Annotated in this window: 25 protein-coding genes and 1 pseudogene; 10 read left to right on the top strand and 16 right to left on the bottom strand. The window is 47.6% G+C overall.

Features of this window, described 5'->3' with window-relative positions:
• The first annotated feature begins 413 nt into the window (after nt 1-413).
• Nucleotides 414-1,316, top strand: a complete 903-nt coding sequence (locus tag BLR64_RS22275) for a hypothetical protein (RefSeq protein ID WP_090717659.1) — start codon at nt 414-416, stop codon at nt 1,314-1,316.
• 77 nt (nt 1,317-1,393) lie between these two features.
• On the opposite strand, the gene BLR64_RS22270 is transcribed toward BLR64_RS22275, so the two are convergent.
• A complete protein-coding gene (locus BLR64_RS22270; RefSeq protein WP_090717656.1) occupies nt 1,394-2,644 on the bottom strand; it encodes a purple acid phosphatase family protein in 1,251 nt (416 codons plus the stop codon).
• 223 nt (nt 2,645-2,867) lie between these two features.
• On the opposite strand from BLR64_RS22270, the gene BLR64_RS22265 reads away from it, so the two are divergent.
• From BLR64_RS22265 to BLR64_RS22255, 3 genes are read left to right on the top strand one after another with little or no spacing between them, the layout of a single operon-like run.
• On the top strand, nt 2,868-3,581 hold the full coding sequence (locus BLR64_RS22265; protein ID WP_090717653.1) for a polyphosphate polymerase domain-containing protein: 714 nt from the start codon (nt 2,868-2,870) through the stop codon (nt 3,579-3,581).
• 2 nt (nt 3,582-3,583) lie between these two features.
• Entirely contained in the window at nt 3,584-4,321 is a 738-nt protein-coding gene (locus BLR64_RS22260; RefSeq protein ID WP_244157814.1) for a DUF4956 domain-containing protein, read from the top strand.
• 17 nt (nt 4,322-4,338) lie between these two features.
• Entirely contained in the window at nt 4,339-6,183 is a 1,845-nt protein-coding gene (locus BLR64_RS22255; RefSeq protein ID WP_090717651.1) for a CotH kinase family protein, read from the top strand.
• A gap of 309 nt (nt 6,184-6,492) precedes the next feature.
• Here BLR64_RS22255 and BLR64_RS22250 read toward each other — a convergent pair whose 3' ends face one another.
• The 3 genes and pseudogenes from BLR64_RS22250 to BLR64_RS22235 all read right to left on the bottom strand — a co-directional run bounded on the left by BLR64_RS22250 (nt 6,493) and on the right by BLR64_RS22235 (nt 8,227).
• Nucleotides 6,493-6,882, bottom strand: a complete 390-nt coding sequence (locus tag BLR64_RS22250) for a hypothetical protein (RefSeq protein WP_090717648.1) — start codon at nt 6,880-6,882, stop codon at nt 6,493-6,495.
• A gap of 413 nt (nt 6,883-7,295) precedes the next feature.
• The gene (locus BLR64_RS22240; protein ID WP_090717642.1) at nt 7,296-7,712 is read right to left on the bottom strand and encodes a hypothetical protein; all 417 of its coding nucleotides are present in this window, start codon (nt 7,710-7,712) and stop codon (nt 7,296-7,298) included.
• A 153-nt stretch (nt 7,713-7,865) separates the two neighbouring features.
• Nucleotides 7,866-8,227, bottom strand: a pseudogene (locus tag BLR64_RS22235) (nuclear transport factor 2 family protein).
• A gap of 391 nt (nt 8,228-8,618) precedes the next feature.
• On the opposite strand from BLR64_RS22235, the gene BLR64_RS22225 reads away from it, so the two are divergent.
• Entirely contained in the window at nt 8,619-9,722 is a 1,104-nt protein-coding gene (locus BLR64_RS22225; RefSeq protein WP_090717637.1) for a PRK06851 family protein, read from the top strand.
• A gap of 478 nt (nt 9,723-10,200) precedes the next feature.
• On the opposite strand, the gene BLR64_RS22220 is transcribed toward BLR64_RS22225, so the two are convergent.
• The 12 genes from BLR64_RS22220 to BLR64_RS22165 all read right to left on the bottom strand — a co-directional run bounded on the left by BLR64_RS22220 (nt 10,201) and on the right by BLR64_RS22165 (nt 17,320).
• The gene (locus BLR64_RS22220; RefSeq protein ID WP_090717635.1) at nt 10,201-10,521 is read right to left on the bottom strand and encodes a hypothetical protein; all 321 of its coding nucleotides are present in this window, start codon (nt 10,519-10,521) and stop codon (nt 10,201-10,203) included.
• 52 nt (nt 10,522-10,573) lie between these two features.
• Nucleotides 10,574-10,936, bottom strand: coding sequence for a hypothetical protein (locus BLR64_RS22215; RefSeq protein ID WP_090717632.1), 363 nt, complete (start codon nt 10,934-10,936; stop codon nt 10,574-10,576).
• Between the two features lie 23 nt (nt 10,937-10,959).
• Complete coding sequence (locus BLR64_RS22210) at nt 10,960-11,436, bottom strand: hypothetical protein (protein ID WP_090717631.1); 477 nt, start codon at nt 11,434-11,436, stop codon at nt 10,960-10,962.
• A 27-nt stretch (nt 11,437-11,463) separates the two neighbouring features.
• Entirely contained in the window at nt 11,464-12,114 is a 651-nt protein-coding gene (locus BLR64_RS22205) for a hypothetical protein (protein ID WP_090717628.1), read from the bottom strand.
• 35 nt (nt 12,115-12,149) lie between these two features.
• Complete coding sequence (locus tag BLR64_RS22200) at nt 12,150-12,572, bottom strand: hypothetical protein (protein ID WP_090717626.1); 423 nt, start codon at nt 12,570-12,572, stop codon at nt 12,150-12,152.
• Between the two features lie 31 nt (nt 12,573-12,603).
• Nucleotides 12,604-13,053, bottom strand: coding sequence for a hypothetical protein (locus BLR64_RS22195; protein WP_090717623.1), 450 nt, complete (start codon nt 13,051-13,053; stop codon nt 12,604-12,606).
• A 53-nt stretch (nt 13,054-13,106) separates the two neighbouring features.
• Nucleotides 13,107-13,559: a hypothetical protein gene (locus tag BLR64_RS22190; RefSeq protein ID WP_090717620.1), complete on the bottom strand. Its 453-nt coding sequence runs from the start codon at nt 13,557-13,559 to the stop codon at nt 13,107-13,109.
• Nucleotides 13,560-13,615: 56 nt separating this feature from the next.
• Complete coding sequence (locus BLR64_RS22185) at nt 13,616-14,137, bottom strand: hypothetical protein (protein WP_090717618.1); 522 nt, start codon at nt 14,135-14,137, stop codon at nt 13,616-13,618.
• Between the two features lie 36 nt (nt 14,138-14,173).
• Nucleotides 14,174-14,605 (bottom strand): hypothetical protein, encoded by a 432-nt coding sequence (locus BLR64_RS22180; RefSeq protein ID WP_090717615.1) that lies wholly within the window; start codon nt 14,603-14,605, stop codon nt 14,174-14,176.
• A gap of 472 nt (nt 14,606-15,077) precedes the next feature.
• Entirely contained in the window at nt 15,078-15,725 is a 648-nt protein-coding gene (locus BLR64_RS22175) for a YcnI family copper-binding membrane protein (RefSeq protein ID WP_090717756.1), read from the bottom strand.
• A 52-nt stretch (nt 15,726-15,777) separates the two neighbouring features.
• A complete protein-coding gene (locus BLR64_RS22170) occupies nt 15,778-16,443 on the bottom strand; it encodes a response regulator (protein WP_090717610.1) in 666 nt (221 codons plus the stop codon).
• Complete coding sequence (locus BLR64_RS22165) at nt 16,412-17,320, bottom strand: sensor histidine kinase (RefSeq protein WP_244157812.1); 909 nt, start codon at nt 17,318-17,320, stop codon at nt 16,412-16,414. The genes BLR64_RS22170 and BLR64_RS22165 overlap by 32 nt, the downstream gene beginning before the upstream one ends.
• Nucleotides 17,321-17,570: 250 nt before the next feature.
• Here BLR64_RS22165 and BLR64_RS22160 point away from each other — a divergent pair, with 250 nt between their 5' ends.
• From BLR64_RS22160 to BLR64_RS22140, 5 genes are all read left to right on the top strand, one after another.
• Nucleotides 17,571-18,266 (top strand): response regulator transcription factor, encoded by a 696-nt coding sequence (locus BLR64_RS22160; protein ID WP_090717607.1) that lies wholly within the window; start codon nt 17,571-17,573, stop codon nt 18,264-18,266.
• A complete protein-coding gene (locus BLR64_RS22155; RefSeq protein WP_090717604.1) occupies nt 18,259-19,353 on the top strand; it encodes a sensor histidine kinase in 1,095 nt (364 codons plus the stop codon). Before BLR64_RS22160 ends, BLR64_RS22155 begins: the two co-directional genes overlap by 8 nt.
• Nucleotides 19,354-19,467: 114 nt before the next feature.
• On the top strand, nt 19,468-20,331 hold the full coding sequence (locus BLR64_RS22150) for a M15 family metallopeptidase (RefSeq protein ID WP_090717602.1): 864 nt from the start codon (nt 19,468-19,470) through the stop codon (nt 20,329-20,331).
• A 49-nt stretch (nt 20,332-20,380) separates the two neighbouring features.
• Nucleotides 20,381-20,935: a VanZ family protein gene (locus tag BLR64_RS22145; RefSeq protein WP_090717598.1), complete on the top strand. Its 555-nt coding sequence runs from the start codon at nt 20,381-20,383 to the stop codon at nt 20,933-20,935.
• 194 nt (nt 20,936-21,129) lie between these two features.
• Nucleotides 21,130-21,853: IS110 family RNA-guided transposase (locus tag BLR64_RS22140; RefSeq protein ID WP_167360758.1), on the top strand; the 724-nt coding region annotated here is incomplete at its 3' end.

Below are 21,853 nucleotides of genomic sequence, written 5' to 3'. Positions count from 1 at the left end.
TTTTACGGCCCAGCCATCCCCGGGTATACTAAAGACATCAACTCAAGGGAACCTTACACCGCTAGAAGGAACGTCTGACGGGAAGCAACCTTTTATCCGCAGCAATCCTGAGCAGCTGTAATCCCTGGGCTTGAGACTATATCTTTGATTCTGGCGCTAAAGCTTTCAATCCATCCCCGAACGAAATGGTATGAGCTTCTTAAAGCTCGAAGGTTAAACAGCAGTCCACTCGTGGCAGAGGATGAATTAGAGAAGATTTACCGCTCAGGATAGGCAAATTTACTGCCGCCTCGGACGATTTCTACCCGGCTGAGTTCAAAGAGTGTAGGATAAGGAGTCTGAGCATAACATGGGTATAGTGCAAACAACGTAAGCCTCTATTATTGATGCAAATCAATGATAGGGGTTTACTTGTGTTTCAGCAGCCCTTTTCCCTGCAGACCGGGCAGCGGTCCAGTCACACCCCTTCAGGCATGAATATCCTGGTTATTATGCCTATGTCTGAAACCGGTATAACCATATGCAGGGATGTGATCATGATGAACAGCAGGATCTGGAGACAAAAAAGCACAGCGGTAGCGCCGTTATCCGCAGAAGCAGAAAATCTTCCGGGCAGTACCAGCTTTAAGAGCAAGTCATATAGTCAAAGGCTCACGGACAGCAGCACGATAGCAACAGGAAAAAGGTTAAAGCCCTCAATCGTCAGATCCTCACGCACTGGTAAGCAATATAAGCACACAAGCGGCAACACCCATCGCACCGGAAAACGTCTCAAACGTTCAACCAGTACCTCCTGTAAACCTGGAAAACACCGTAAACGCTCACCCCAAACGCTTCTTCGTACACCAAAACGCCTGAATCGCCCAGCCGGCAGGTCTCAATCTGCAAAATCGTACATTTACCGGGACCCCCGATATGGCTTCACGCTAAAGCTCCCCCGCTCCTGGAAAATCTATACTACTGTTGAGCGGAGCAACCGGCTGGAGGATGCTGAATACGGCTTATTTTTCCGGTTTAAATACAAGGGGAAATTATATGATGATGTCCTGAGCCTGTTCGTCTTCAAAATGACCCTGAAGCAGTGGCATGACGAAGGCTATGACGATTCCCCATATAGCTTCCTGGCCGCCCGGGGCGGAAGAATTTATGCCTACACGGTGCCGGAGGAGCTGCCCGATGAGTTCCTCAACAAATCCGGTGACGACTATGATTATAAGAAATACGGCCGGGAGATCCGCCTGTTGAAACGCATGGTCAATGACGAAGTGCCGCAGATTGTAAAAACCTTCAACCTAAAGCGCCAGTCCGGTCGCTGAGCATTGTCGCCGGCTGTTACAGAGTTGCTGCACAAAAAGAAAGAGGCAGCTGAACCCGTTCGGCCGCCTCTTTACCGTTAGTGAGTCAGTGTAAATTCATCCAGCTTATTGCCGTCCACATCGTAGGCCTGGTAGCTCAGCACCTTGCCGCTGATGGTAATACCCGCGAACATCGCCATGTTGTTCTGAAAATGCACAGCATGGTAGAACTGGTCTTCTTTTTTCTCGTTAAATTTGTTGCCGGAAGCATTCGTCACTACATAGACCGTACCTCTGACCGCCCCTGCCGATCTTTGCTTCTCTGTTACTACCTTCCCGTCCAGCAGCGGATAAGACCGCGAATACTCATGGTTATGACCCTGCAGCACCAGATCAACTTTATATTTGTCAAAGAGCTCTACCCAGTCGTCCAGCTTCTTGTAAGTATTGCCGCCATATGCCGGACGGTGCATCGCAACGATTTTCCAGGCTTTGTCCGTACTCGCCAGATCCTTCTTCAGCCATTCGGTCTGCTTTTTCAAATTACTCTCCGTGTTCAGCACGGTAACATGCACCGCCCCATAATCGAAAGAGTACGATGTTCCGGCGATTGAGCCTTTGGCTCCGTTATCCGGGACGTTGAAGTGGGAAGTGAATTCGGCCGCCTGTTCATCCACCTCATCGTGGTTGCCGGTTACCGGCATCAGGGGAATACGGGTAACAAGACTGTCAACATTGCTGAAAAAGCTATTCCAGGCTGATGAATCCTCTGCTTCCTCCGTAAAATCTCCATTGTGCACAATAAACTGTGCCGCCGGGAAGGTCTCAAATGCCTTGTTCAGCGTCCGTCCCCACACCGCAAAATCCGCCGCCGTTATCCCTTGCGAATCGGTCACATTAATAAAGGTTACCTCGTCAGTGTCCGCTTCCGCAGTGGTGAAGCTGGCTGCAGCACTCCACTCCCCATCCTCTCCTGAGCCTGCCCGGTAGGTGTACACGGTATCCGGCTCAAGCCCGCTGACCTCCGCTTTATGCACGCCTCTTTTTCCGGCATCTGTCTTAATCGTTGTATCTTCCGCCTGCACCCTGATTACTGAAGTCCCGTCAAAAGAGGCATTCTCCCCCTTTACAACCTCCAGCCGCCCGGCAGCGGCAGCATCCTCTGTATACCAGGTAAAAGCACGGCTGGTCGCCGCATCCCCCTTAAACGTAGTTACCAGATTATACGGGGTTCCCGGCAACAGTCCTGCTTCTGCCCGCTCCGCCTTCAGTCTTTCGAACACTACTGCTGCCACTATTAACACTAAAAAAATAATTCCGATGATCAGCACGATTTTCAGATCCTTCACCCGGGTCCCTCCTGAAAGCTACTTTACTGTGTTTACAAAGATAGCCTCCATTAAGCCTCTAAGTCAACTTTACCATCTTAATTGTGTTCAGAATTCGTGACTTTTGTTAACGCAGTGTAAAACTTTCAGCTAACGTTCAGCCCGATTTAAGACAATCATAAGGTCTGTCCCGTACGATGGGTTCAGTTCATGATAGTTATTTTAGAGAGAAACGAGGTGTGAAATGAGTAAAAAGCTGCAATTCCGGCATGAGCTGAAATTTTTGATCAACCAGCATCAATATCTGATCCTGCGCCAGCGCCTGCACAGCCTGATGGATGTCGACCAGAATGCGGATGAAGGCGGGGAGTATCATATCCGGAGCCTTTATTTTGATGATATACACAATACAGCACTGGCTGAGAAGCTCGGGGGTCTCAGGGAACGCGCCAAATACCGGATCCGCATCTACAACGTTCAGGATCATGTCATCCACTTCGAGAAAAAAATCAAAAGGGACGATTACATCGCCAAAATCAAAGAGCCGCTCACCCGCGGGATGTACGACCAGATTATGGCCGGAAATTACGAGGTGCTGAATGTTCCCGGCAGTCCGCTGTTCATGGAGCTGTACAACGGGATGCGCCATAATCTGCTGCGTCCGAAGGTAATTGTCGATTATGTGCGCGAGCCTTACGTCTGCCATAACGGCAATGTGCGGATTACGTTTGACAAGGAGCTGCGGACCGGGCTGCATGCTACGGATATTTTTGATCAGGAGCTGCGGCCAGTCCGGGCGCTGGATGAGAACTTTATTATCTTCGAGGTCAAATTCGACCAATACATTCCGGAGTACATCCGGATCGCGCTGCAGCTGGAAGGCTTGAACCGGCAGTCGGCTTCGAAGTATGTGATTTGCCGTAAATTTTTGAAGACCAACACTTGGGAGGATTATTAATCATGAGCTTTGTATCTACTCTGGCAGCTGCGGGAACGACGGCGGCACAAGCCAATGACACGGCAACAACCTTTTCCGATATGATCAAAAATTCGGTAGTGGATAATTTTGTATCCGATATCAGCATCTCCAAAATCCTGATTACGCTTGGGGTCGCTTTTCTGATCGGCTTCTTTATTTACCTGCTCTATAAGCGTGTGTTCAGCGGAGTGCTCTACTCCAAAAGCTTCAACGTTTCGCTCATGGGCATGACCATGATCACCGCTACCGTCATTATCGCGATCAACTCCAACCTGGTGCTGTCACTCGGGATGGTCGGTGCCCTGTCCATTGTCCGGTTCAGAACGCCGATTAAAGACCCTACTGACCTGATCTTCCTGTTCTGGGCAGCGGTTGCGGGAATTGTGACCGGGGCGGGCTTTTTCACGCTGGCTATTGTAGGTTCGGTCATTATCGGCCTGATTCTCTTCCTGTTCATCAAACGTTCGTCTGTGGAAACCCCGTACCTGCTGGTTGTCAACTGCGAGGGCGATGACAGCGAACGCGAGGTGCACAGCCATCTGAACAAATCCGTGAAACGCTACAATGTGAAGCAAAAAACCGTCACTAAAGGCAATATCGAGCTGACGCTGGAGCTCCGGCTGGACGACAAGGAAGGCGGATTCGTCAATACGGTCTCCGATATTACCGGTGTCAGAAACGCCCTGCTGATCAGCTACAGCGGCGACTACGTATCCTGAGGAAAGGCGGTGCCGAAATGAAAGCTAGAGGTAAGCCATTCCTGCTGTTGATGTGCTGTCTGCTGCTGGCTGCCACTTTGGCCGGGTGTCAGCAAGCTAATAACGATAACGATGGAGATACGCAGGACCGGGTAGTATCGGATGAAGAGCAGAGTCTGGATGCTGAGGTGTTCCCTAAGGACAAGGTTGTCGATGTACGGATCACGATTGACCCCGATGATTTCCAGAACATGCTGGACAATGCCAGCGCCGAGGAATACAAAGCAGCATCGGTTGAATACAACGGGATCAAAATGGACAATGTCGGCATCCGGACCAAGGGGAATTTAAGCCTGCGCAGTGTTGTGCAGATGAGCGATTCGGACCGTTACAGCTTTAAAATTTCTTTTGACGAGTATGTGAGCCAGAACCTGTTCGGGATTACCAAAATTAACCTTAACAACAACTACAGCGATGCCTCTTATATGCGGGAGTTTCTCACCTATGAGCTTGCCGAAACCATGGGCCTACCGACGCCAAAATACTCCTTCGTTAACATCTATGTCAACGATGAGCTGAAGGGCTTCTATCTCGCTGTAGAACAGATCGGCGATGCTTATCTGGAGCGCAACTTCGGCAACTCCTACGGCGCGCTGTATAAAGGGGTAATGACCGGCCAAGGCAGCGACCTGACCTGGCTCGGCGACGATGCCTCCCTCTATACCGGCCTTGAGATGAAGTCAGAGAAATCGAACGATGATATTCTACTGGACATGCTGGATGAGCTGAACAACGGCACCGACTATGAAAAATATATCAACGTCGATAACGCGCTCGGCTACATTGCCCTGAACGCCGTGACCGGCAATATGGACAGCTATCTCGGCAGCAACAAGCAGAACTATTATCTGTACGAGGATGACGGTGTCTTCTCGATCCTGCCGTGGGACTACAACATGGCCTTCGGCGGCCTGGGCGGCTCCGACGTTCTGATTGACGAGCCGACCCAAGGCGCACTCGCCGAGCGTCCGCTGATAGCGAAGCTGCTGGCGAATGACGAGTACAAGGCGAAATACCACGAGATCATCCGGCAGATGATTGACGGATACCTGCAGGACGACACCTTCCAGGCCCGGATGGATGAGCTCGATCAGATGATCTCCAGCTATGTGAAGGCTGATCCCTCCGCCTTCTATACCTTCGAGCAGTATGAGAGCGGCATCCAGTCCGTGAAGACCTTCATGTCGACGATGGCCACCAGCGTCTCCGGCCAGCTCGACGGCACTATCGCCTCTAGCGGCGACGGCTCCGGCAGCGGCGGGGGCATGGGCGGCTTTGGCGCTGCGCCGGGCGGTGGCGCTGGGGCGCCGCAAGGGCAGGCGCCGGCAAACGATGGCGCGGCGCAGCAAGGGCAGAGCGCCGCGGAGGGGCTGGCGGCACAGGGCAACGGCGACGCGGCGCAGCAAGGGCAGAGCGCCGCGGACGGCCTGGCGGCGCAGGGCAATGGCGGCGCGACGCAGGGCGGTGAGGCTGTCGGGGCGCAGAAGCCGGCAAACGATGGCGCGGCGCAGCAAGGGCAGGCGCCGGCGCAAGGGCAGAGCTGGCCGGGCGGCGTGCCGGGCGCCATGGGCGGACCGGCCATCCCCGAGGGCGGCAACGGCCCCGGCGGGGACATGGCCGGCGGCGGCCGTGATTTCGGCGGCGGCATGGGTGGTGGCTTCGGCGGTGGCATGGGCGGCTTTGGTGGCGGCGACTTCGGCGACGCACCAGGCGGCACCCAGCAGCAAGGCAGCACCAGCGAAGCCATCACCACCGGCATAGCGATTATTGTTCTCCTTCTCGCCGCGGCGTTTGTTACATTTTATAAAAGGAAGCGGCTATAGACTGGCCACTTGGAAGTTAACACTAGATAAAAAAAGAATACACCTCGGACGAATTATCGTCTGAGGTGTATTTATGTTCTTTTTCCAATCTCAGGCACATTTAGTTGGATAATCGTCACCTAATTTCAACATTTCCTATCATTTCTAAGATTTAGGGGGGAAATCGCCACTTATTTTTGCCCCAAAGACCCTTTTGCCGCGAAACCTGTGAAATTAAGTGTCCTTTTTCCATCTAATATTCTCTCAGCAGCAATTTAATAAGAATTAGATGGCGATTTTCCACTTAGTATTAATCCGCCGATACGCATTCTAGAATCCATCTTCATCAACCGGCACTATTATCTTTGAATTTTGAAAAATCCGTACGGCGTACTGTTTACCAGTGTGTACCTTAACGTATCCCGGAGCTAATTTGTATGTACTAATCTTACTATTATCATCAACCAAAACTGTATCCATGGACCGGTACTCTGACTGACGGCTTAATATAGCTACATTTGCTTCCTGATATCCTTTAAAAACATCCTTTGTTAACTGATATGTGTTTTGAGCTGTTACAAGGACCAACAAAAAAGCTAACAGATTTAACAGAAAAAGCATTGCCTTTTTCCAGACTTTATTTAATAGCTGTTTATTGCGAATGATGGATAACGGTAATTCAACAGTCAGTGCATATAGGACAAACAATCCACCAAACATCTCATATATTAATATCCTTCATTCTAGTAAAGCAAATTTAATTAATATGACTGAGAACAATATAATTGAACTCAAAATATACAATATCCTAATTTTATTTCTTATTCTCACTTAGTGACCCACTTGCACCTTGAAGTTGTCTGACCGGGTTCCAATCTTCAGGCGGTTTCCTGCCCTCGGAAAACCACAAACACCCTCCACTTATCCAATCCTCTCTCCATTTCTCGTATACGTTCATTCCATCCCTTATATCGTCATCATCAAGCCCATAATGAAATCCGCAGCACGGACAGATCTCATCAGATGAAATACCTCTTTCATCTACAGGCGGCTCATACAATTGTCCGTAACCACACACAAGACATAGATTCTGCATGCTGCCTCCTAATCAAACGTTCTGAAAAATCACTTTACTATTCATACAATTTCTTAAATTTATCAATTACTTCCCGCTGGTCAGTGATCCCTGAACTTTCCATAATATCCTTAAGTGAGATTTCCTTCATATCTGCATTCAGTGGCACTCTCTCCTCAAAGATTCCCCTCATTTTGCTTCTCATTATAGTGAGATATGTAATGAATTCTTTTTTGACTTCTTCTGACCTGACATACTCCGCTTGCATATCAAGTTGTGTATATACGTGAAATAATATCTTAACCAGTTTTTTCGGCATAAAGTTTTGATCACAAAGCAAACTCTGCAATTCATCCATTAATTCAAAAAGCTTACTGAATGCTGTCTCGTCAATAACTTTCCTTCTCAGCGGTACAACTATTTCTATACTAATAGTATCAAGTATAGCAGTGATTTCTTCCACTCTTGTATTCATAAAACCTCCTTAATTCCGTTGTTATCCAACAGATATTTCCTACTTCTTTTGAATATCCTCCTTGGTTCCCGTATCTTTATAGGGGGATATCCAACTCGAACTCTTTTAAAATAGGCATCTGCCCCTCCCTTATATATTTCAAATCCCGTTAATTTAAGTTATTGGTGTTCCTTGATGAAATACCATCTGCCATCTAAAATTTTCATACTTCATATTGAACTACGCAGCGAGTATTGCTTTTTTTCTTCATTAAATATTTTAAATGTTGTTAAAACTATATTTTCTGATAATGGGTGGATATCAAAATCACTTAGATTCATTTTAACAATACCTATTCCATTTGAGTCTATGCCATCTTTTATGCGCCACATCTTACCCGAGCTTCCAATTTCGAAAAACTCCTCTGCAAGCAATATTGAAAGTTCTTTCACTGAAGTACGTATCTCTGCTGTCAGTAACAACTTTTCAAGCTTTAGTAGTTCTCTTCGTATTAAATCTACATGTTTTGTATCCATCCTACATCTCCCCGGCAGGAATTTAACTTATGATTCATCCATTCATATTAACACATTTTGGAAGTTCCCAGCTTGTTAACTTAGTGAAGCAGAACAAAGCGAAGGGAGCGATTCGTTTAGCCTTTTTACAGCTACTGGGGTCAAAACCATTGAATCTGATCAGTGTGGCAGAAATTCGCGGGAGGCTTATCTGGGGGGGCATGCAAAAGTTACGCCAGTTAATTGCCAAATGTCTGTACGAGGTGTTAGAAAGCTAGACATCTGCTCACTAACACCGGACAAACTCCAGGAGAGAGTTCTACCACAGCTCCGCCTCTAGGCACCTCACAAATACCTGACGCATACTGTAGGGTATAGCCTACCGGGCGACAACGTGAAAGGAAGTGGATGTGTGGCTGCACGGACTTTAAGATATTTTGCAGGCGGTAATACGGCTCTTGGTTTCTATAATTTGTTCGAATCGAATCTTCAGGGACTCCAGCGGATCTATATATTGAAAGGTGGTCCCGGCACCGGAAAGTCCTCTTTGATGAAAACAATTGGCACAGAGTGGGCGGAGCGTGGTTACAATATAGAGCTGATCCATTGTTCATCCGATAAGGATTCGATTGATGCAGTCATTATACCGGCACTAGGCATAGGCATTGTTGACGGCACTGTGCCTCATGTCATTGAACCCAAAGCACCGGGAGCCGTTGAAGAATATGTGAACCTGGGCGAGGCCTGGGACTCGGCAGCACTCATCAGTCAAAAAGAAATCATCGGCGAGATTAACCAGAGGGTTGCGGATTCCTATAAAGCAGCGTACAGCGGGTTTGCAGAAGCCTTAAAAATTCACGATGAGTGGGAAAAGATTTATTTTGAACATATGGATTTTGACAAAGCGAATCAATTAACAGCCGGGATGCTGGAGCAGCTTTTTGGCGAAACGAGCATTCCTAAGAGTGCTATCGTTAAGCACCGGTTTCTGGGAGCAGCGACACCTGCCGGGGCGGTTGATTTTGTACCTAATTTGACCGAAGGGCTAACCAGACGGTTCTTCATTAAAGGCCGGGCGGGAACAGGCAAATCCACCATGCTCAAAAAAATCGCCGCCGAAGCGGAGAAACGCGGTCTGGATACGGAAATCTACCATTGCGGTTTTGATCCCCATAGTCTGGATATGGTTATTGTGCGTGAGCTTGGTTTTGCGATCTTCGACAGCACCAGTCCGCATGAATATTTTCCTGATCATGAAGGAGACGTAATCATCGATACTTATGAAGCCATCGTCGCACCTGGAACGGATGAGCGCTATGACGGACAGCTAGCCGAAGTGAGCACCCAATATAAAGCCAAAATGAAGGATGCCATAGCCGCTCTGGCCGAGGCGAAGGTGCACCGGGACCAGTTAGAGAAAATTTATGTCACCGCCATGGATTTCCGCGTGGTGGATGGGCTGACGGACCGTGTACGTACTGAGCTGTTGGAATGGTCTGCAAGATGGGAAGGATGATTGGTTGATTACAGCACTTGAACCAAAAGTCTTTTAGGGATACCCTCCTTTAGGTTTAGAGGATACGAAGTTAATGAAGATTCAACTACATTCCTATAAATGCTGAAATATCAATTGAGAATTGTTGTTGTAATGTTTCTTGTAAAACTGCAAATATAAATAAAAGTAAAACAGAAAACAATATGTATTTCATTGATCTAAATGAGGCTAGGTATAACGGCTGTTTCTCCTCAGCTAAATAATAAATCCCGTTACCACCGATTAACATCAAGCATAAAGAAATTAACTTTACGGGAATCAGATAATACCATTGTGGAATACCGGTCCCATTTAATGAAATGATGTACCCAGCAAGGTAAAACGGTATGTAATATCTCCACCTCCTATTAATTTGATTCCCCTTCTTTCTTTAATAAATTTTATCTTGTTAAACCTAATTCGACCGCTAGAACTCTATTATTTTTATCAAAATAATATTCTACCCACTGCTCATCATTAGAGCCCCCGTCCCGGAAACCGCTTGAATCTTCTTCAACGATTTTAAATATAGATTTGCGGTAGGCCTTTCCACTTCCTCTCTTGTAGAGCCAACACCAATGTTATGTTTACCAAATCGGTATGTATCAGTAGTGATTTTAACATTTGTAGTTGCTGGAGAAACACTGTAGTCATAGTTGCCATCCCTATCCTGAACCAATGAGTTGTTTATTTCATACCTGAAGACAAGGCCCGGATATATATATTTTACATAATGATCATGTTCATCTGTTTTTGCTGGTTCTCCCAATTCTTTGATCATCGTTTCGTATTTATATTCATACTGATACTCCCATTCGCTTTACTGAACAATGTTACATCAGCTCCTGGCCTATGATTTCAAATGCGATCTGACTACAATATAAACTAAAAATATCATTTTCATATTCAACAACCTTGAATCTTATATCCTCCAGCTGGTCTTTAGAAATATCCGTGATATCAAGATATAACCAGCATATCAATCCCGTTAGTTGCCCTACTTCCAGATCCTTCACCCCTGTAAAAGTTATCGATAATTGTTCACCGTAATCAAACGTTGATTGGGCTAGAGTAATTTGCAAGGTCACCTGGAATCCTTCTATTTCTGTACCACGTGATAAATTAAATGAAGTTAAATAACCGAAGTTCCTTTTTGCTTGATCAAAATCAGATATGAGAGCTTTGTATTTGTTCATGTTTGAGCCTCACTTTTTTCTTTTCAAATATGAATCCCGTATTTCAAATACTGTGCTTCAATCATGTCATTATACATTTCCTCTGTCCGCACCTTGACTCCCTGATCCAGTAACGGCTTTAAGCTTGTCCCCAGTAGCTCCTGCAAATCCCCCTCAATGTTCTCAGTAACCATTAATTCAATAGTCTCTGGGCTTTCAACTACACTAAGCTTGAATTTCCATGAGTCCATATCTTTATTTTTCGTCAAAACTAGCGCTTCGATCAGGAAACTCCATTCTATTTCTAACGCCTCCTGAACACTTTTCGGGCGGAACCACTCTTGTTTATATTTCCCTGAAAATGTTTCAATATCATTAGAATACTGCGGATCAGATTCATGAAGATTATATTCCAAATACAGAAACTCATCCCTGCCTGCAAAAGCAAACACGAGCTCCATCAAGAAACTCGAACTATCTTCTGACGCCGGAATAATATTACTCAGATAATGAACGTTCATTAGCCCATTCCCCTTCGTACTAATATTTCACATATAATCAAGCGCCAACGCTTGGCAAGCAAAACCTAGCCGACTGATACATTCAATCAGTTCCATAATAAAATAATCAGTAGCAATCTTACTGTTTCTGAAGGTTAGCGCGTATTCATATTTTTCACGGGAATAATCAACCACCCCTTGTTCATACAGAAATTCAGCTAATAAACCTCCTGTTGTTCCCAGCAAAAATAATGTTAAATCCTCTTGACTTGGACGGGCCTTATATGTATGTATAAAATGTAGAATGTTATAAAAGCAGTCTACTCTATATCCCTCATTATCAATCAGCTGATTGAATGCTTCATTAGAGATGCACGGATAGCCTAATACTTGTTCTGCATTCAGTTTACTTGTCAGCACGGCGGTAATGTCAAAATAAATATGATTATTTACAGAGATACATTTATCAACATCCTCATCCCTGTATTCTTTGGTCATTAACTCAATTAAAGTAAAATTCCATAGTTTGATAGCAAAGGTATGTCTGAATCCGTTTGTCTCAATCATCAGCTTAAATTGCTGGTCGAGAAATTCGATATTAATTTCCTTTGACGGTCTATTTGCAAAAAAAGTGTTCTTCTCGTCCGCTATCTTATACTTTGGGAGTTCCCTCGCAAAATCGATGTTATGGATGTTCATCTGTAAATCCCCTTTGCTGCGTCTACTCCCGCATATTAGTCAATCAAAACCTTAACACCCTGTTCCAGAAACGGTTTGAGCTTTGTTTTGAGCAGCTTCTGAAAGCTACCCTCTTCATACTCGGTAACCATTAATTCAATGGATTCCATGCTTTCCACTACCAGAAGTCTGTACTTGCATGATTCCATGTCTCTATCTCTTTCCAGTACGATACAATTAATCATAAAACTATCTACAATCGATTTAGCTTCTTCTTTATCTTTGGGATGATACCAGATCCGGTTAACCGCGTCTTCGAAGTTCTCAACATTCTTATAAGGAAATGAATTTATGTACGAATAACCGTACTCGAAATACAACTTATCCCCTTCTTCAAGAAAGCCGTATACAACACTCAACAGGAAATCCATACCGTAACTACGTCCTGTAAAAATATTATCCAGATAATATTTTGGCATTCGGCTCTCCTCCCTCACCAATCACAAGTTCCTAGTCCAATTGTTCACACTGTACCCGCTCAACCCGCAATCCTGCATGTTTAAAGACTGGCAATATTCTTTCCAAGTACCAGCTAAAATCAGTAATATCTAGATCACCCTGAGTTTGAATACTTTTTCTGGCCATCGACAGACTGAATCCGATCTGATTCGTGTTAAACATCAGCATATCGCATCCGATTTCAGAATCTCTCCGTAACAGCTGGATGCCCACGATTTCTCGTTGTGCCTGCTTCGTTTCAATGATATTCATGATATGGGCGCTATCCACTGCTTCACTCAGCCAATTAAAATTGTCGCCATCACCTAAAGGCAGATAAGTGACCTCCCCGTTATGGCCTGTGTAATCCCAGCCTTCTTTTGCAAACTGCCGGATTAAGTCCGCGGCTGATAAATTGGCGCTACTGCTTAAATGAATATCAATCCATGCGGATATGGACATGGTTTTTACTCCTTAGTGTTAATCATCAATCAATTGATTCCGAGGCAAACAACTCACTTTATTATCTCACCAGACCAGTATTTCTTTATGAGGGGGATAAGCGATTTTCTGTAATTCATATAAGTGCTGTGATTTTCCATAACAATAAGCATCCTGCCGGTTACAGCCTGTTGAGTAGAGATACATAAGAAGTCTACGGTTCTGTTACCCGCTAAAGGAGAATAAATAGCAATCCCGACTTCCTGCACTTCATGCCATCCGATAAATTTTTTCTTTAATAAAGATTGATATCTTACTCCCTCCTCATTAAAATATATTTTCTTGTCGAAGTATGAAAAATAGCCAAAAACAATTAAAAATAAGCTCCAAAAAAATACGATCATAATATTTGTTGTTCTACCATAGTTTCCAAACTTTATTATGATGAATGGAACGAAAGAACATGAGAGATACAATAAACAGCCTAAAATCATATTTTTATAACTCACAAAAAATATCCTTTTCATACGCATTCCTTCCTCTTGTAAAATCTCCACTAACCCGAAGAGTCATTGACGCCGCATCATCCCCAGTTAGTCATCCTCATCCACATTGAATGCACTACTTTTTTCAAGTCAAAATCATAAATGTTGAGATATTTGGGCGACATGAGGTATTTAAAAAAGGATCCTTCTCTTCTGATCGGATAGATTATTTCCCATTTATCTACATTTAGGTCGGCTTTCAAAAAATAGGATTCCTTATCCTTTTCGAACCGATCAACTTTACCTGTTAATAGAAACAAGTTGTCTATATCAAAGCTCTCGAACTCTTTTTTAGATAAATAATGGGTTGGACTATTGCCTGACACGTACACCTCAAGTGTCCCATCCAAGTGTGGATTGAAATGTGATGCCGCATACCACTCAGTATTTGTAGCGACTTTCGACTTATAGTCGGCAACACAAATATAACTGCCGGCATCCAAGTTTTGTTGCGCTTCATCCAGTCCAACAGCAAACTTGACCGGAATCATAAGAAGTATAACTAAAATAAGTGGAGTTGCACCCGAAATGGCTGCGCAGGTAATCAATATTTTCTTCAATCAAATCCTCCCTTTACTCAAACACACTCCCATTCATCATGCTGTAAAATCCCTGCCTTTTTTCCAACGAAAATATGTAAGTGTTCCTGCCAACAAACATGCTATCGGGACGCCAATAAATAGAGAATTAGCTACTATTGCCGATAAAGCAGGGGCATCTCCTGGCAGATTAAAGATTACCTGCTCCGACCCATAGGAATAAATGATAAAAGAAAAAAGAACAGCTGGGATGTACAGCAAAAGGCTCAAGGTACCCGGTTTATTTTTCTTAACAGCATCGTAAATGATTAAGACAATTTCCACTAAAAATAGAAAGATCATTTTGCTCTGAATTTCTCTGATCTCATCAAAGACAAAAGTGGGAACCTCCCAGCCTGGCCCCGTTTGCGTAACAGAGAGTAATTTAAATGATAAGATCAACAGCATAAGCATTCCGACATACCTGCATCGAAAAATAATGGAATTCATTCAAACGCTCCTTCATCCACCTCAACTTTTTACCATAACCATCAACAATATTGCATTTCACCGAAAATCATCACACATCACAAATGCCTTACCTTCAATTGCACAATATACAATAGAATTCAATAAAATCACTATGATAAAACGGTTCTATTGCACTTTATACATTAGAATCTTGCATTATTGGCTTATTCGCCACGTTCCTGTGTAATCAATTGTATGAAATACAATAGAATGAGATTTAAGTCCATTCAGAGCTGATTCTGTTGTACAAAATACAATCACAACTCCCAAGCCTTTATGCCATGCTCCACATATTACCAATGTATCCAATCCCCGATCTTTACACAACAAAAAACTGCGGACACTCCATCCCAGTACAGGACAAAGCCATCCGCAGTTACTTATCTTTTCACCGTTATTCCGTTGTTTTTCCCACAGTCTGTTGACTGTCCCTCCCATTTTCCAAACCGCCCTACTCCTTCTTCCCCCGCAGCAGTGCAACCGCCGACAGCAGGAAGGCCAGCAGCGAGATTCCCAGAGTAATATACACCATTGGCGAGGTGCTTCCTGACTTTTCTGCGTTCTCCATGATTGCCTCATGCTCATCCATCGTCATGGAGCCGGAGTGTGCCGCACCTGATCCCCCGTGGGAATGACTGTCTCCGCCGGCTGCGGCCTGGACGATCTCTGTGATAGAGTGTGGCGTATCGCTGCCTTCTTCACCGGACCACTGGACCAGACTGCCGTCAGCATAATGCTGGTAGGCATCCCAGGCGATGTCGCCGGCGGTATCCGGGTTCTTGGCTGTGAAGGTGAAGCGCTGGAACTGGCCGGCCAGAATGCCGTCCCCGGAAGCGATCCAGCTGATTTTGTTGCCTTCGACAGTTACTATCCAGCCCGGCACCGCTTCATATTGCTTGAACTCGGCGCCTTCCGGCATGCGCAGGTCGATTTGTGTGGTGGCAATGTCTTTTTCCGACGGTACCTTGAGCGTATAGGTCTCCCAAGCACCTGTGGTGGATTCAGCCGGCGATACCGTTACATGAGCGCTGGCTACCGCGGTGAATAGTGATAGTGCAGCTGCCATCGGGGCAGCGAGTGTCAGCAGTTTAAGAAGCATTTTATTCAAGTTGTTTCCCCCTCAACGGATGATTGTTTCTTTAAATAATGGTTTATCTTTTCCGCGGAAAATCCCGCTCCCTCGGCGCCAGTCCCTGCTCCAGGGCATACCGGGTCAGCTGCGTACGGTTCTGGAGCTGCAGCTTCTGCAAAATATTTTTAAGATGGTTTTTGACCGTGTGCTCGGAAATCCCGAGAGTGGCTGCAATCTCCTTATTTGTGGAGCCTGAGGATACACAGCCCAGTATTTCCTTCTCGCGCGCCGTTAATGCTTCCCGCTCCTCCTTGACCGAGGTTACAGCAAACTCCTTCAGAATCTGAAAAGCCAGCTCCCGGCTCAGCGGAACCTCCTCGCTGACAATCGCCAGCAAATACTCGATCCAGGTTGACGGGGCCAGATTCTTCAGCAAGTATCCCTGTGCGCCCTGCTTCAGCGCTTCGAACAGATAAGAGATTTCATCCGAGACGGTAACGATGACGATCCGGACATAAGGATATTCCAGCTTGATGCGCCTCGTCGTCTCCAGCCCGTCCATTCCCGGCATTTCAATGTCGATCAGGATCAGGTCCGGCATCCATTGCCCGGTCATAACGATGGCCTCAGCTCCGCTGCCCACTGCCCCAATTACTTCAAAACGTTCATCCAGCGATACGATTTCAGTCATCGCTTCACGCGCATGCGCATGGTCATCGACGATCATCACCCGGCAGCGGTTCATCCGCCAGCCCTCCCTTCGCAATTTCCACTGTCGTTCCGTCCGGGCCGGATGTCAGGCGAAGACGCCAGCCCATACTTTCCGCCCGCTCCCGCATAATCTGCAGACCATAGCTTCCGGTCACCTTAAAAGGGTCTTCATGCTTTATTCCGGCACCGTCATCGGCTACGCTTACCTTCCAGCTGTGCTTATCGCCTGCACCGCTAACGACAACCCGGCCGGCACGCGTATGCTTGCGCACATTGATAATGGCTTCGCGGATGCAGGACAGCAGCTCGGCCTGTTCCTTACTATTCAGCGCATCCTCCAGCAGATGCCAGTCCAGTGAGACATCAATCATCACCTCTGCGGCGATTCTGCCCAGCTGCTCCTGCACGGACCGTTCGAGTGAATAATCCGCACTGCCCGAGACCGGCACCTTTAGGCTGGCGATCGCCTGGCGCACATAGCGGTTGACCTCATGCACTGTTTTTTTAATCTGATCCACGTTCTCTGTGCTGACTGTACCGTTCTTATGGTTCTGCTCCAGCCGGTCAATCCGGACGGACAACAAAAACAAAGACTGCGCCATCCCGTCATGCAGCTCCTTCGCCAGCCCCTCCCGGGCCTCCATTGCCGAGGTAGCCGCCCGCTTCTGCTCCAGCTCCAGCTGATTGCGCTCCATAATCCGGAACAGCGGCAGCAGCAAAACAATACTGAACACAAATACAAGCACCGGCGTTAAATAATTCCCCATATCCATGGAAATGTACGGCATCAGAAACTGGTGGCGCACGAACTCCCAGATCCCGACCATTAACGTGGGTATCAGCAGAATCAGCAGCTTAATTCTTGTATACGTTGCCGTCCCCTCCTCAAATCCTGTTACTAACAGTATCACTGTCTAATAGTCCCCGGCATGACTCTTTCGGGCTATACCTTAACATTAAATGTTACAAATTTAAGTATTTTAAAAATAGTCTGACGCACGACGCAGATCGCCTGGCCACCTGCTGCAACGATGTTTTCCATGCACACCCATTCTATTATTCACGATTCCTGTTCGCGAAACAACTTCCGATAAGGTACACTAGGAGCAAAGCGCTGTAATGGCGCGTACCCAAGTTCATTTGTACAGGAGCGAATACGAAATGAAACGGATAACGATTCTTATCGCCGATGACGATGCGGAAATTGCTGATCTGGTAGCTCTGCATCTGGAAAAAGAGGGCTATCACACGGTCAAGGTGACCGATGGCAAAGCCGCAGTCCAGGCCGTGCAGTCCCGCCATATTGATCTGGCGGTGCTTGATATCATGATGCCCGGGCTGGACGGGCATGAGGTGACCCGGCAGATCCGGGAGCAGCATCAGCTGCCGATTATTTTTCTGAGCGCGAAGACCTCGGACCTCGACAAAATCACCGGCCTCGTCATCGGAGCCGACGATTATATGACCAAGCCGTTTAACCCGATGGAGCTGGTCGCCCGGGTGAACGCGCAGCTGCGCCGCTTCATGCAGCTTAACCAGCCGCAGGCAGAGCGCAAGCCGGTGCTGGAATCCGGCGGGCTGGTCATAGACCCGGACCGCCGGACGGTAGAGCTGTTCGGGAACAATGTGGAGCTGACGCCCAAGGAATTCGACATTCTGTACCTGCTGGCGAGTTACCCCAAGAAGGTATTCAGCGCGGAGAATCTGTTTCAGCAGGTGTGGGGCGAGGCTTATTTTGAGAGCGGGAATACGGTTATGGTTCATATCCGCACCCTGCGTAAAAAGCTTGGCGAAGAACAGGACAAGAATAAACTGATCAAAACCATATGGGGAGTAGGTTATACATTCAATGGCTAGACGGTTTCGCAGCTTTCGCTTTCAGATGATTTTTCTGCTCACGCTGAGCATGCTCTGCTCCGGCATCCTGACCTATGCGCTTTACAAGATGCTGCAGCAGTACTATACCGCTAACGTCTTGGCCGAGGACCCGCTGGCCCGCTACCGCTATATGATCGGCAACATCGGGGATCTGAATTTTTTTCTGATCTTTTTTGTCCCGCTGGCCCTTGTCTTCTTCTACTTGTTTACACAGCCCTACGCCCGCTACTTCCGGGAAATCTCGCAGCAGATCCGCCAGCTGGCCGAAGGTAATTTCAGCAGCCGGATCATCATCCCCTCCAAGGATGAATTCGGGGATATTGCCGCCGACCTGAATCTGGCCAGCGGCAAGCTGCAGCAGGCCGTGGAGCGCGGGGATTTTGCCGAGAACAGCAAGGATCAGCTGGTGCTCAATCTGGCGCATGACCTGCGCACCCCGCTGACCTCAGTGCTTGGTTATCTCGATTATGTGCTGAAGGATCAGGAATTAACGGCCGAGCAGGTCCGGCATTATACCTCGATTGCCTATACCAAATCACGGCGGCTGGAGCGGCTGATCGACGAGCTGTTTGAGCTTACCCGGATGAACTACGGCATGCTGAAGGTGGACAGCAGTCCTCTCGATTTGAGTGAGCTGCTCGTCCAGCTGCATGAAGAGCTGTACCCGCTGCTGGACAACAACGGGCTGACCGCCCGGCTGGAGCTGGCTCCCGTCATGGAGATTCACGGCGACGGGGAGCTGCTGGCCCGCGTATTCGAGAATCTGCTGACCAATGCAGTCCGGTACGGCAAAGACGGCCAGTATGTCGATATCAGCTGTAATGCGGAAGATGGACAGGCAGTCGTCCGGGTAACCAATTACGGGGGCAGTATCCTGCCTGAGGATTTGCCTTATGTTTTTGATATGTTTTATACTGGTGACCGCGCTCGCAGCCATCAGGAGGGCAGCACCGGGCTCGGCCTGTTTATCGCCAAGAACATAGTCGAGCAGCATAAAGGCACCATTTCCGTACACAGCGATCCTGTGCGTACAAGCTTTGAGGTAAAGCTGCCGCTTGGTTTGTAAGCAGACTCCAGCCTTTGCCTTACCCTGTTTTTTAAGAAAAAGTTAATTTTTCCCCCGCTTCTTTTTAAACGCTGCTCCTTATTCTTGAGTTATCAGGACAAGGAGGAGACCGGAATGAAGAAGCGGGTTTTTTGTGCGGTTATGATTGCATTACTGGGCTGGGAGGTGCTGCATCAATATACGGGGACTGATGAACGGGTAAACAGGCTGCAGCCGGTACAGATCATGAATGGAGACCACAGCCGATCGGATCTGACTGCTATTTCCGCAAGCCGGATCTACCAGGGCAATCTGCTGCTGGTGAACAAGGATTATGCGTTGCACCCGGAGGGGATAACGTCCGATATTATTACCCTGTCAGAGCACAGTGAGCTGACTGCAGGCTATGCGCTGCTTGATAACAGCACCCAATTATCCAAAACCGTTGCCATGCAGTTCGCCAGGATGGTGGAAGCGGCAGGCGGGGACGGGGTCAGTCAGTTTCTAATCAGCAGCGGCTACCGCGATACGGACAAACAGAAACAGCTCTATGAGGAAAAAGGAGCCGATTACGCCCTCCCGCCCGGCCACAGCGAGCATAACCTCGGCCTGTCGCTGGACATCGGATCCTCGCAGATGGAAATGAGCCGCGCACCTGAAGGACGCTGGCTTGAAGCCAACGCCTGGGACTATGGCTTCATCCTGCGTTATCCCAAGGACAAGTCGGACATCACCGGCATCCAGTACGAGCCCTGGCATTTCCGCTATGTCGGCTTGCCGCACAGCATTATTATGCGCGACAAACATTACACACTTGAGGAGTACCTTGATTATCTCAAGGAGCAGCAGTCGGTTACGCTGAAAGTGAAGGGGATCGTATACAACATTTCCTATTATCCCGTTAACGGAAAAAGCACCTTTGTCCCTATACCTGCCGGGCAGCAATATGACATATCCGGTAACAACGTGGATGGAGTAATCATAACAGCTCATCCATAGCATTACGCAGCCCAGCAGCATCCCTCATCTTAGAAAGGAGCGTTCCCCCATGAATCAGACCAGAGTTATGCGCGAAAAAAAGACTGCTTCTGCAGAGCGTGCAGCACAGGCTTCTGCCGCTTTTGCCAAGCTCCGTTCAGCCGGGCTGCAGGCCATATTTGCCGTCTATATTTATGTACTCTTCAAAATCATATTGTTCAAGTTCAGTCCGATCGACTTCCGGTTTCTGTGGCACCAGCTGCAGCGCAGCCCGGACACCACCCTGCGCCAACTGCGGCAGGGTAACTTCACTCCGCTGGAGACGGTCTATAATACGTTTGATCCGGTTACGGTAACCAAGCTGGTGAACCTGACCGGGAATATCGCGTTGTTTATTCCGTTCGGCATTTTTATGGCCCTGCTGTCCTCCAACCGGCAAATTTCCTGGTTCGGGGTAATGCTGCGCTCCTTCGGGGTAAGCGCTGTGCTCGAATGCGCACAGGGACTGTTTTCAATCGGAACATTCGATGTCGATGATTTGCTCTTGAATACTTTTGGCGGCGTGCTCGGCTATTGCCTGTTCCGGCTATGGAAGGCAGGCCGAAAAGCCCGTCCGTCACAGTAAAGTAACGGCGGGCAAGATTATAAGTGCCGGCATATGTGCCAGCAGGCTGTGAGCTGTTGCTGGGATATTGCAACAGGCGGCCGCTGTACAGATTAAGTTATGATGAACGAAAGGCAGCCCCTGTTCGCACACCGTAGGTTAAAATGGGAGTAAGGACAACCATTTCAGAGCTACATGCGAAAGGAGCTGTTACTATGAAGAATACCATAAAATACGTCGGTTTGGATGTGTCTAAAGAAAAAATTGCGGTGGCCATTGCAGATGAGGGCCGGGAACCTGCCCGGTATCATAGTGCCATTGCCCATACTCCCGATGCCGTGGCACGATTGATGCGTAAACTCCAAAGCAAGGAAGTTACGCTGGAAGTCTGCTATGAGGCCGGACCGACCGGGTATGACTTGTATCATTGGCTGACAAAAATGGGGATTTCCTGCACCGTCATTGCCCCTTCACGGATTCCACAGCGTCCGGGCGATGCCGTGAAAACCGACCGGCGGGATGCCGAACGGCTGGCCCAGCTCCATCGTGCCGGAGAATTGACCGCGATCCATGTTCCGACTCCAGAAATCGAAGCCCTGCGAGACCTCATCCGGGCCCGGGAGGCTGCCCGTGGCGAGTTACACCGAACCCGGCAGCGGATTATTCACTTCCTGCTCAGGCACCAGATTCACACCTCCGAAGGGATGAAAAGACGCTGGACGAAGAGATACCGGCAGTGGTTATCTACCTTGACGTTTGCGTTTACGGTGCAAGAACGGGTATTCGCCGAGCTTCTGCAGGAGCTGAGGGAAGTGGAGGAGCGAATCAAACGGTTTGAAGCTGCCATGCGGGAGGAAGCAGAAATCTGTCTGTACGCCCCCGTGATTCAAGCCCTCCAGGGCCTGCGGGGAATCGCGCTGCTTACCGCCATGACGCTGG

This window comes from Paenibacillus typhae, assembly GCF_900099765.1.
Classification (GTDB): Bacteria; Bacillota; Bacilli; order Paenibacillales; family Paenibacillaceae; genus Paenibacillus_AQ; species Paenibacillus_AQ typhae.
The sequence above is the reverse complement of the archived record's forward strand: the minus strand, read 5'-3'. Positions and strand labels throughout refer to the sequence as shown.

Coding starts and splice junctions, on each gene's coding strand:
- BLR64_RS22265 (WP_090717653.1), top strand. CDS start 2,868: ATGAGTAAAAAGCTGCAATTCCGGCATGAGCTGAAATTTTTGATCAAC.
- BLR64_RS22260 (WP_244157814.1), top strand. CDS start 3,584: ATGAGCTTTGTATCTACTCTGGCAGCTGCGGGAACGACGGCGGCACAA.
- BLR64_RS22255 (WP_090717651.1), top strand. CDS start 4,339: ATGAAAGCTAGAGGTAAGCCATTCCTGCTGTTGATGTGCTGTCTGCTG.
- BLR64_RS22250 (WP_090717648.1), bottom strand. CDS start 6,882: ATGTTTGGTGGATTGTTTGTCCTATATGCACTGACTGTTGAATTACCG.
- BLR64_RS22240 (WP_090717642.1), bottom strand. CDS start 7,712: ATGAATACAAGAGTGGAAGAAATCACTGCTATACTTGATACTATTAGT.
- BLR64_RS22220 (WP_090717635.1), bottom strand. CDS start 10,521: ATGATCAAAGAATTGGGAGAACCAGCAAAAACAGATGAACATGATCAT.
- BLR64_RS22215 (WP_090717632.1), bottom strand. CDS start 10,936: ATGAACAAATACAAAGCTCTCATATCTGATTTTGATCAAGCAAAAAGG.
- BLR64_RS22210 (WP_090717631.1), bottom strand. CDS start 11,436: ATGAACGTTCATTATCTGAGTAATATTATTCCGGCGTCAGAAGATAGT.
- BLR64_RS22205 (WP_090717628.1), bottom strand. CDS start 12,114: ATGAACATCCATAACATCGATTTTGCGAGGGAACTCCCAAAGTATAAG.
- BLR64_RS22200 (WP_090717626.1), bottom strand. CDS start 12,572: ATGCCAAAATATTATCTGGATAATATTTTTACAGGACGTAGTTACGGT.
- BLR64_RS22195 (WP_090717623.1), bottom strand. CDS start 13,053: ATGTCCATATCCGCATGGATTGATATTCATTTAAGCAGTAGCGCCAAT.
- BLR64_RS22190 (WP_090717620.1), bottom strand. CDS start 13,559: ATGAAAAGGATATTTTTTGTGAGTTATAAAAATATGATTTTAGGCTGT.
- BLR64_RS22180 (WP_090717615.1), bottom strand. CDS start 14,605: ATGAATTCCATTATTTTTCGATGCAGGTATGTCGGAATGCTTATGCTG.
- BLR64_RS22175 (WP_090717756.1), bottom strand. CDS start 15,725: ATGCTTCTTAAACTGCTGACACTCGCTGCCCCGATGGCAGCTGCACTA.
- BLR64_RS22170 (WP_090717610.1), bottom strand. CDS start 16,443: ATGAACCGCTGCCGGGTGATGATCGTCGATGACCATGCGCATGCGCGT.
- BLR64_RS22160 (WP_090717607.1), top strand. CDS start 17,571: ATGAAACGGATAACGATTCTTATCGCCGATGACGATGCGGAAATTGCT.
- BLR64_RS22155 (WP_090717604.1), top strand. CDS start 18,259: ATGGCTAGACGGTTTCGCAGCTTTCGCTTTCAGATGATTTTTCTGCTC.
- BLR64_RS22150 (WP_090717602.1), top strand. CDS start 19,468: ATGAAGAAGCGGGTTTTTTGTGCGGTTATGATTGCATTACTGGGCTGG.
- BLR64_RS22145 (WP_090717598.1), top strand. CDS start 20,381: ATGAATCAGACCAGAGTTATGCGCGAAAAAAAGACTGCTTCTGCAGAG.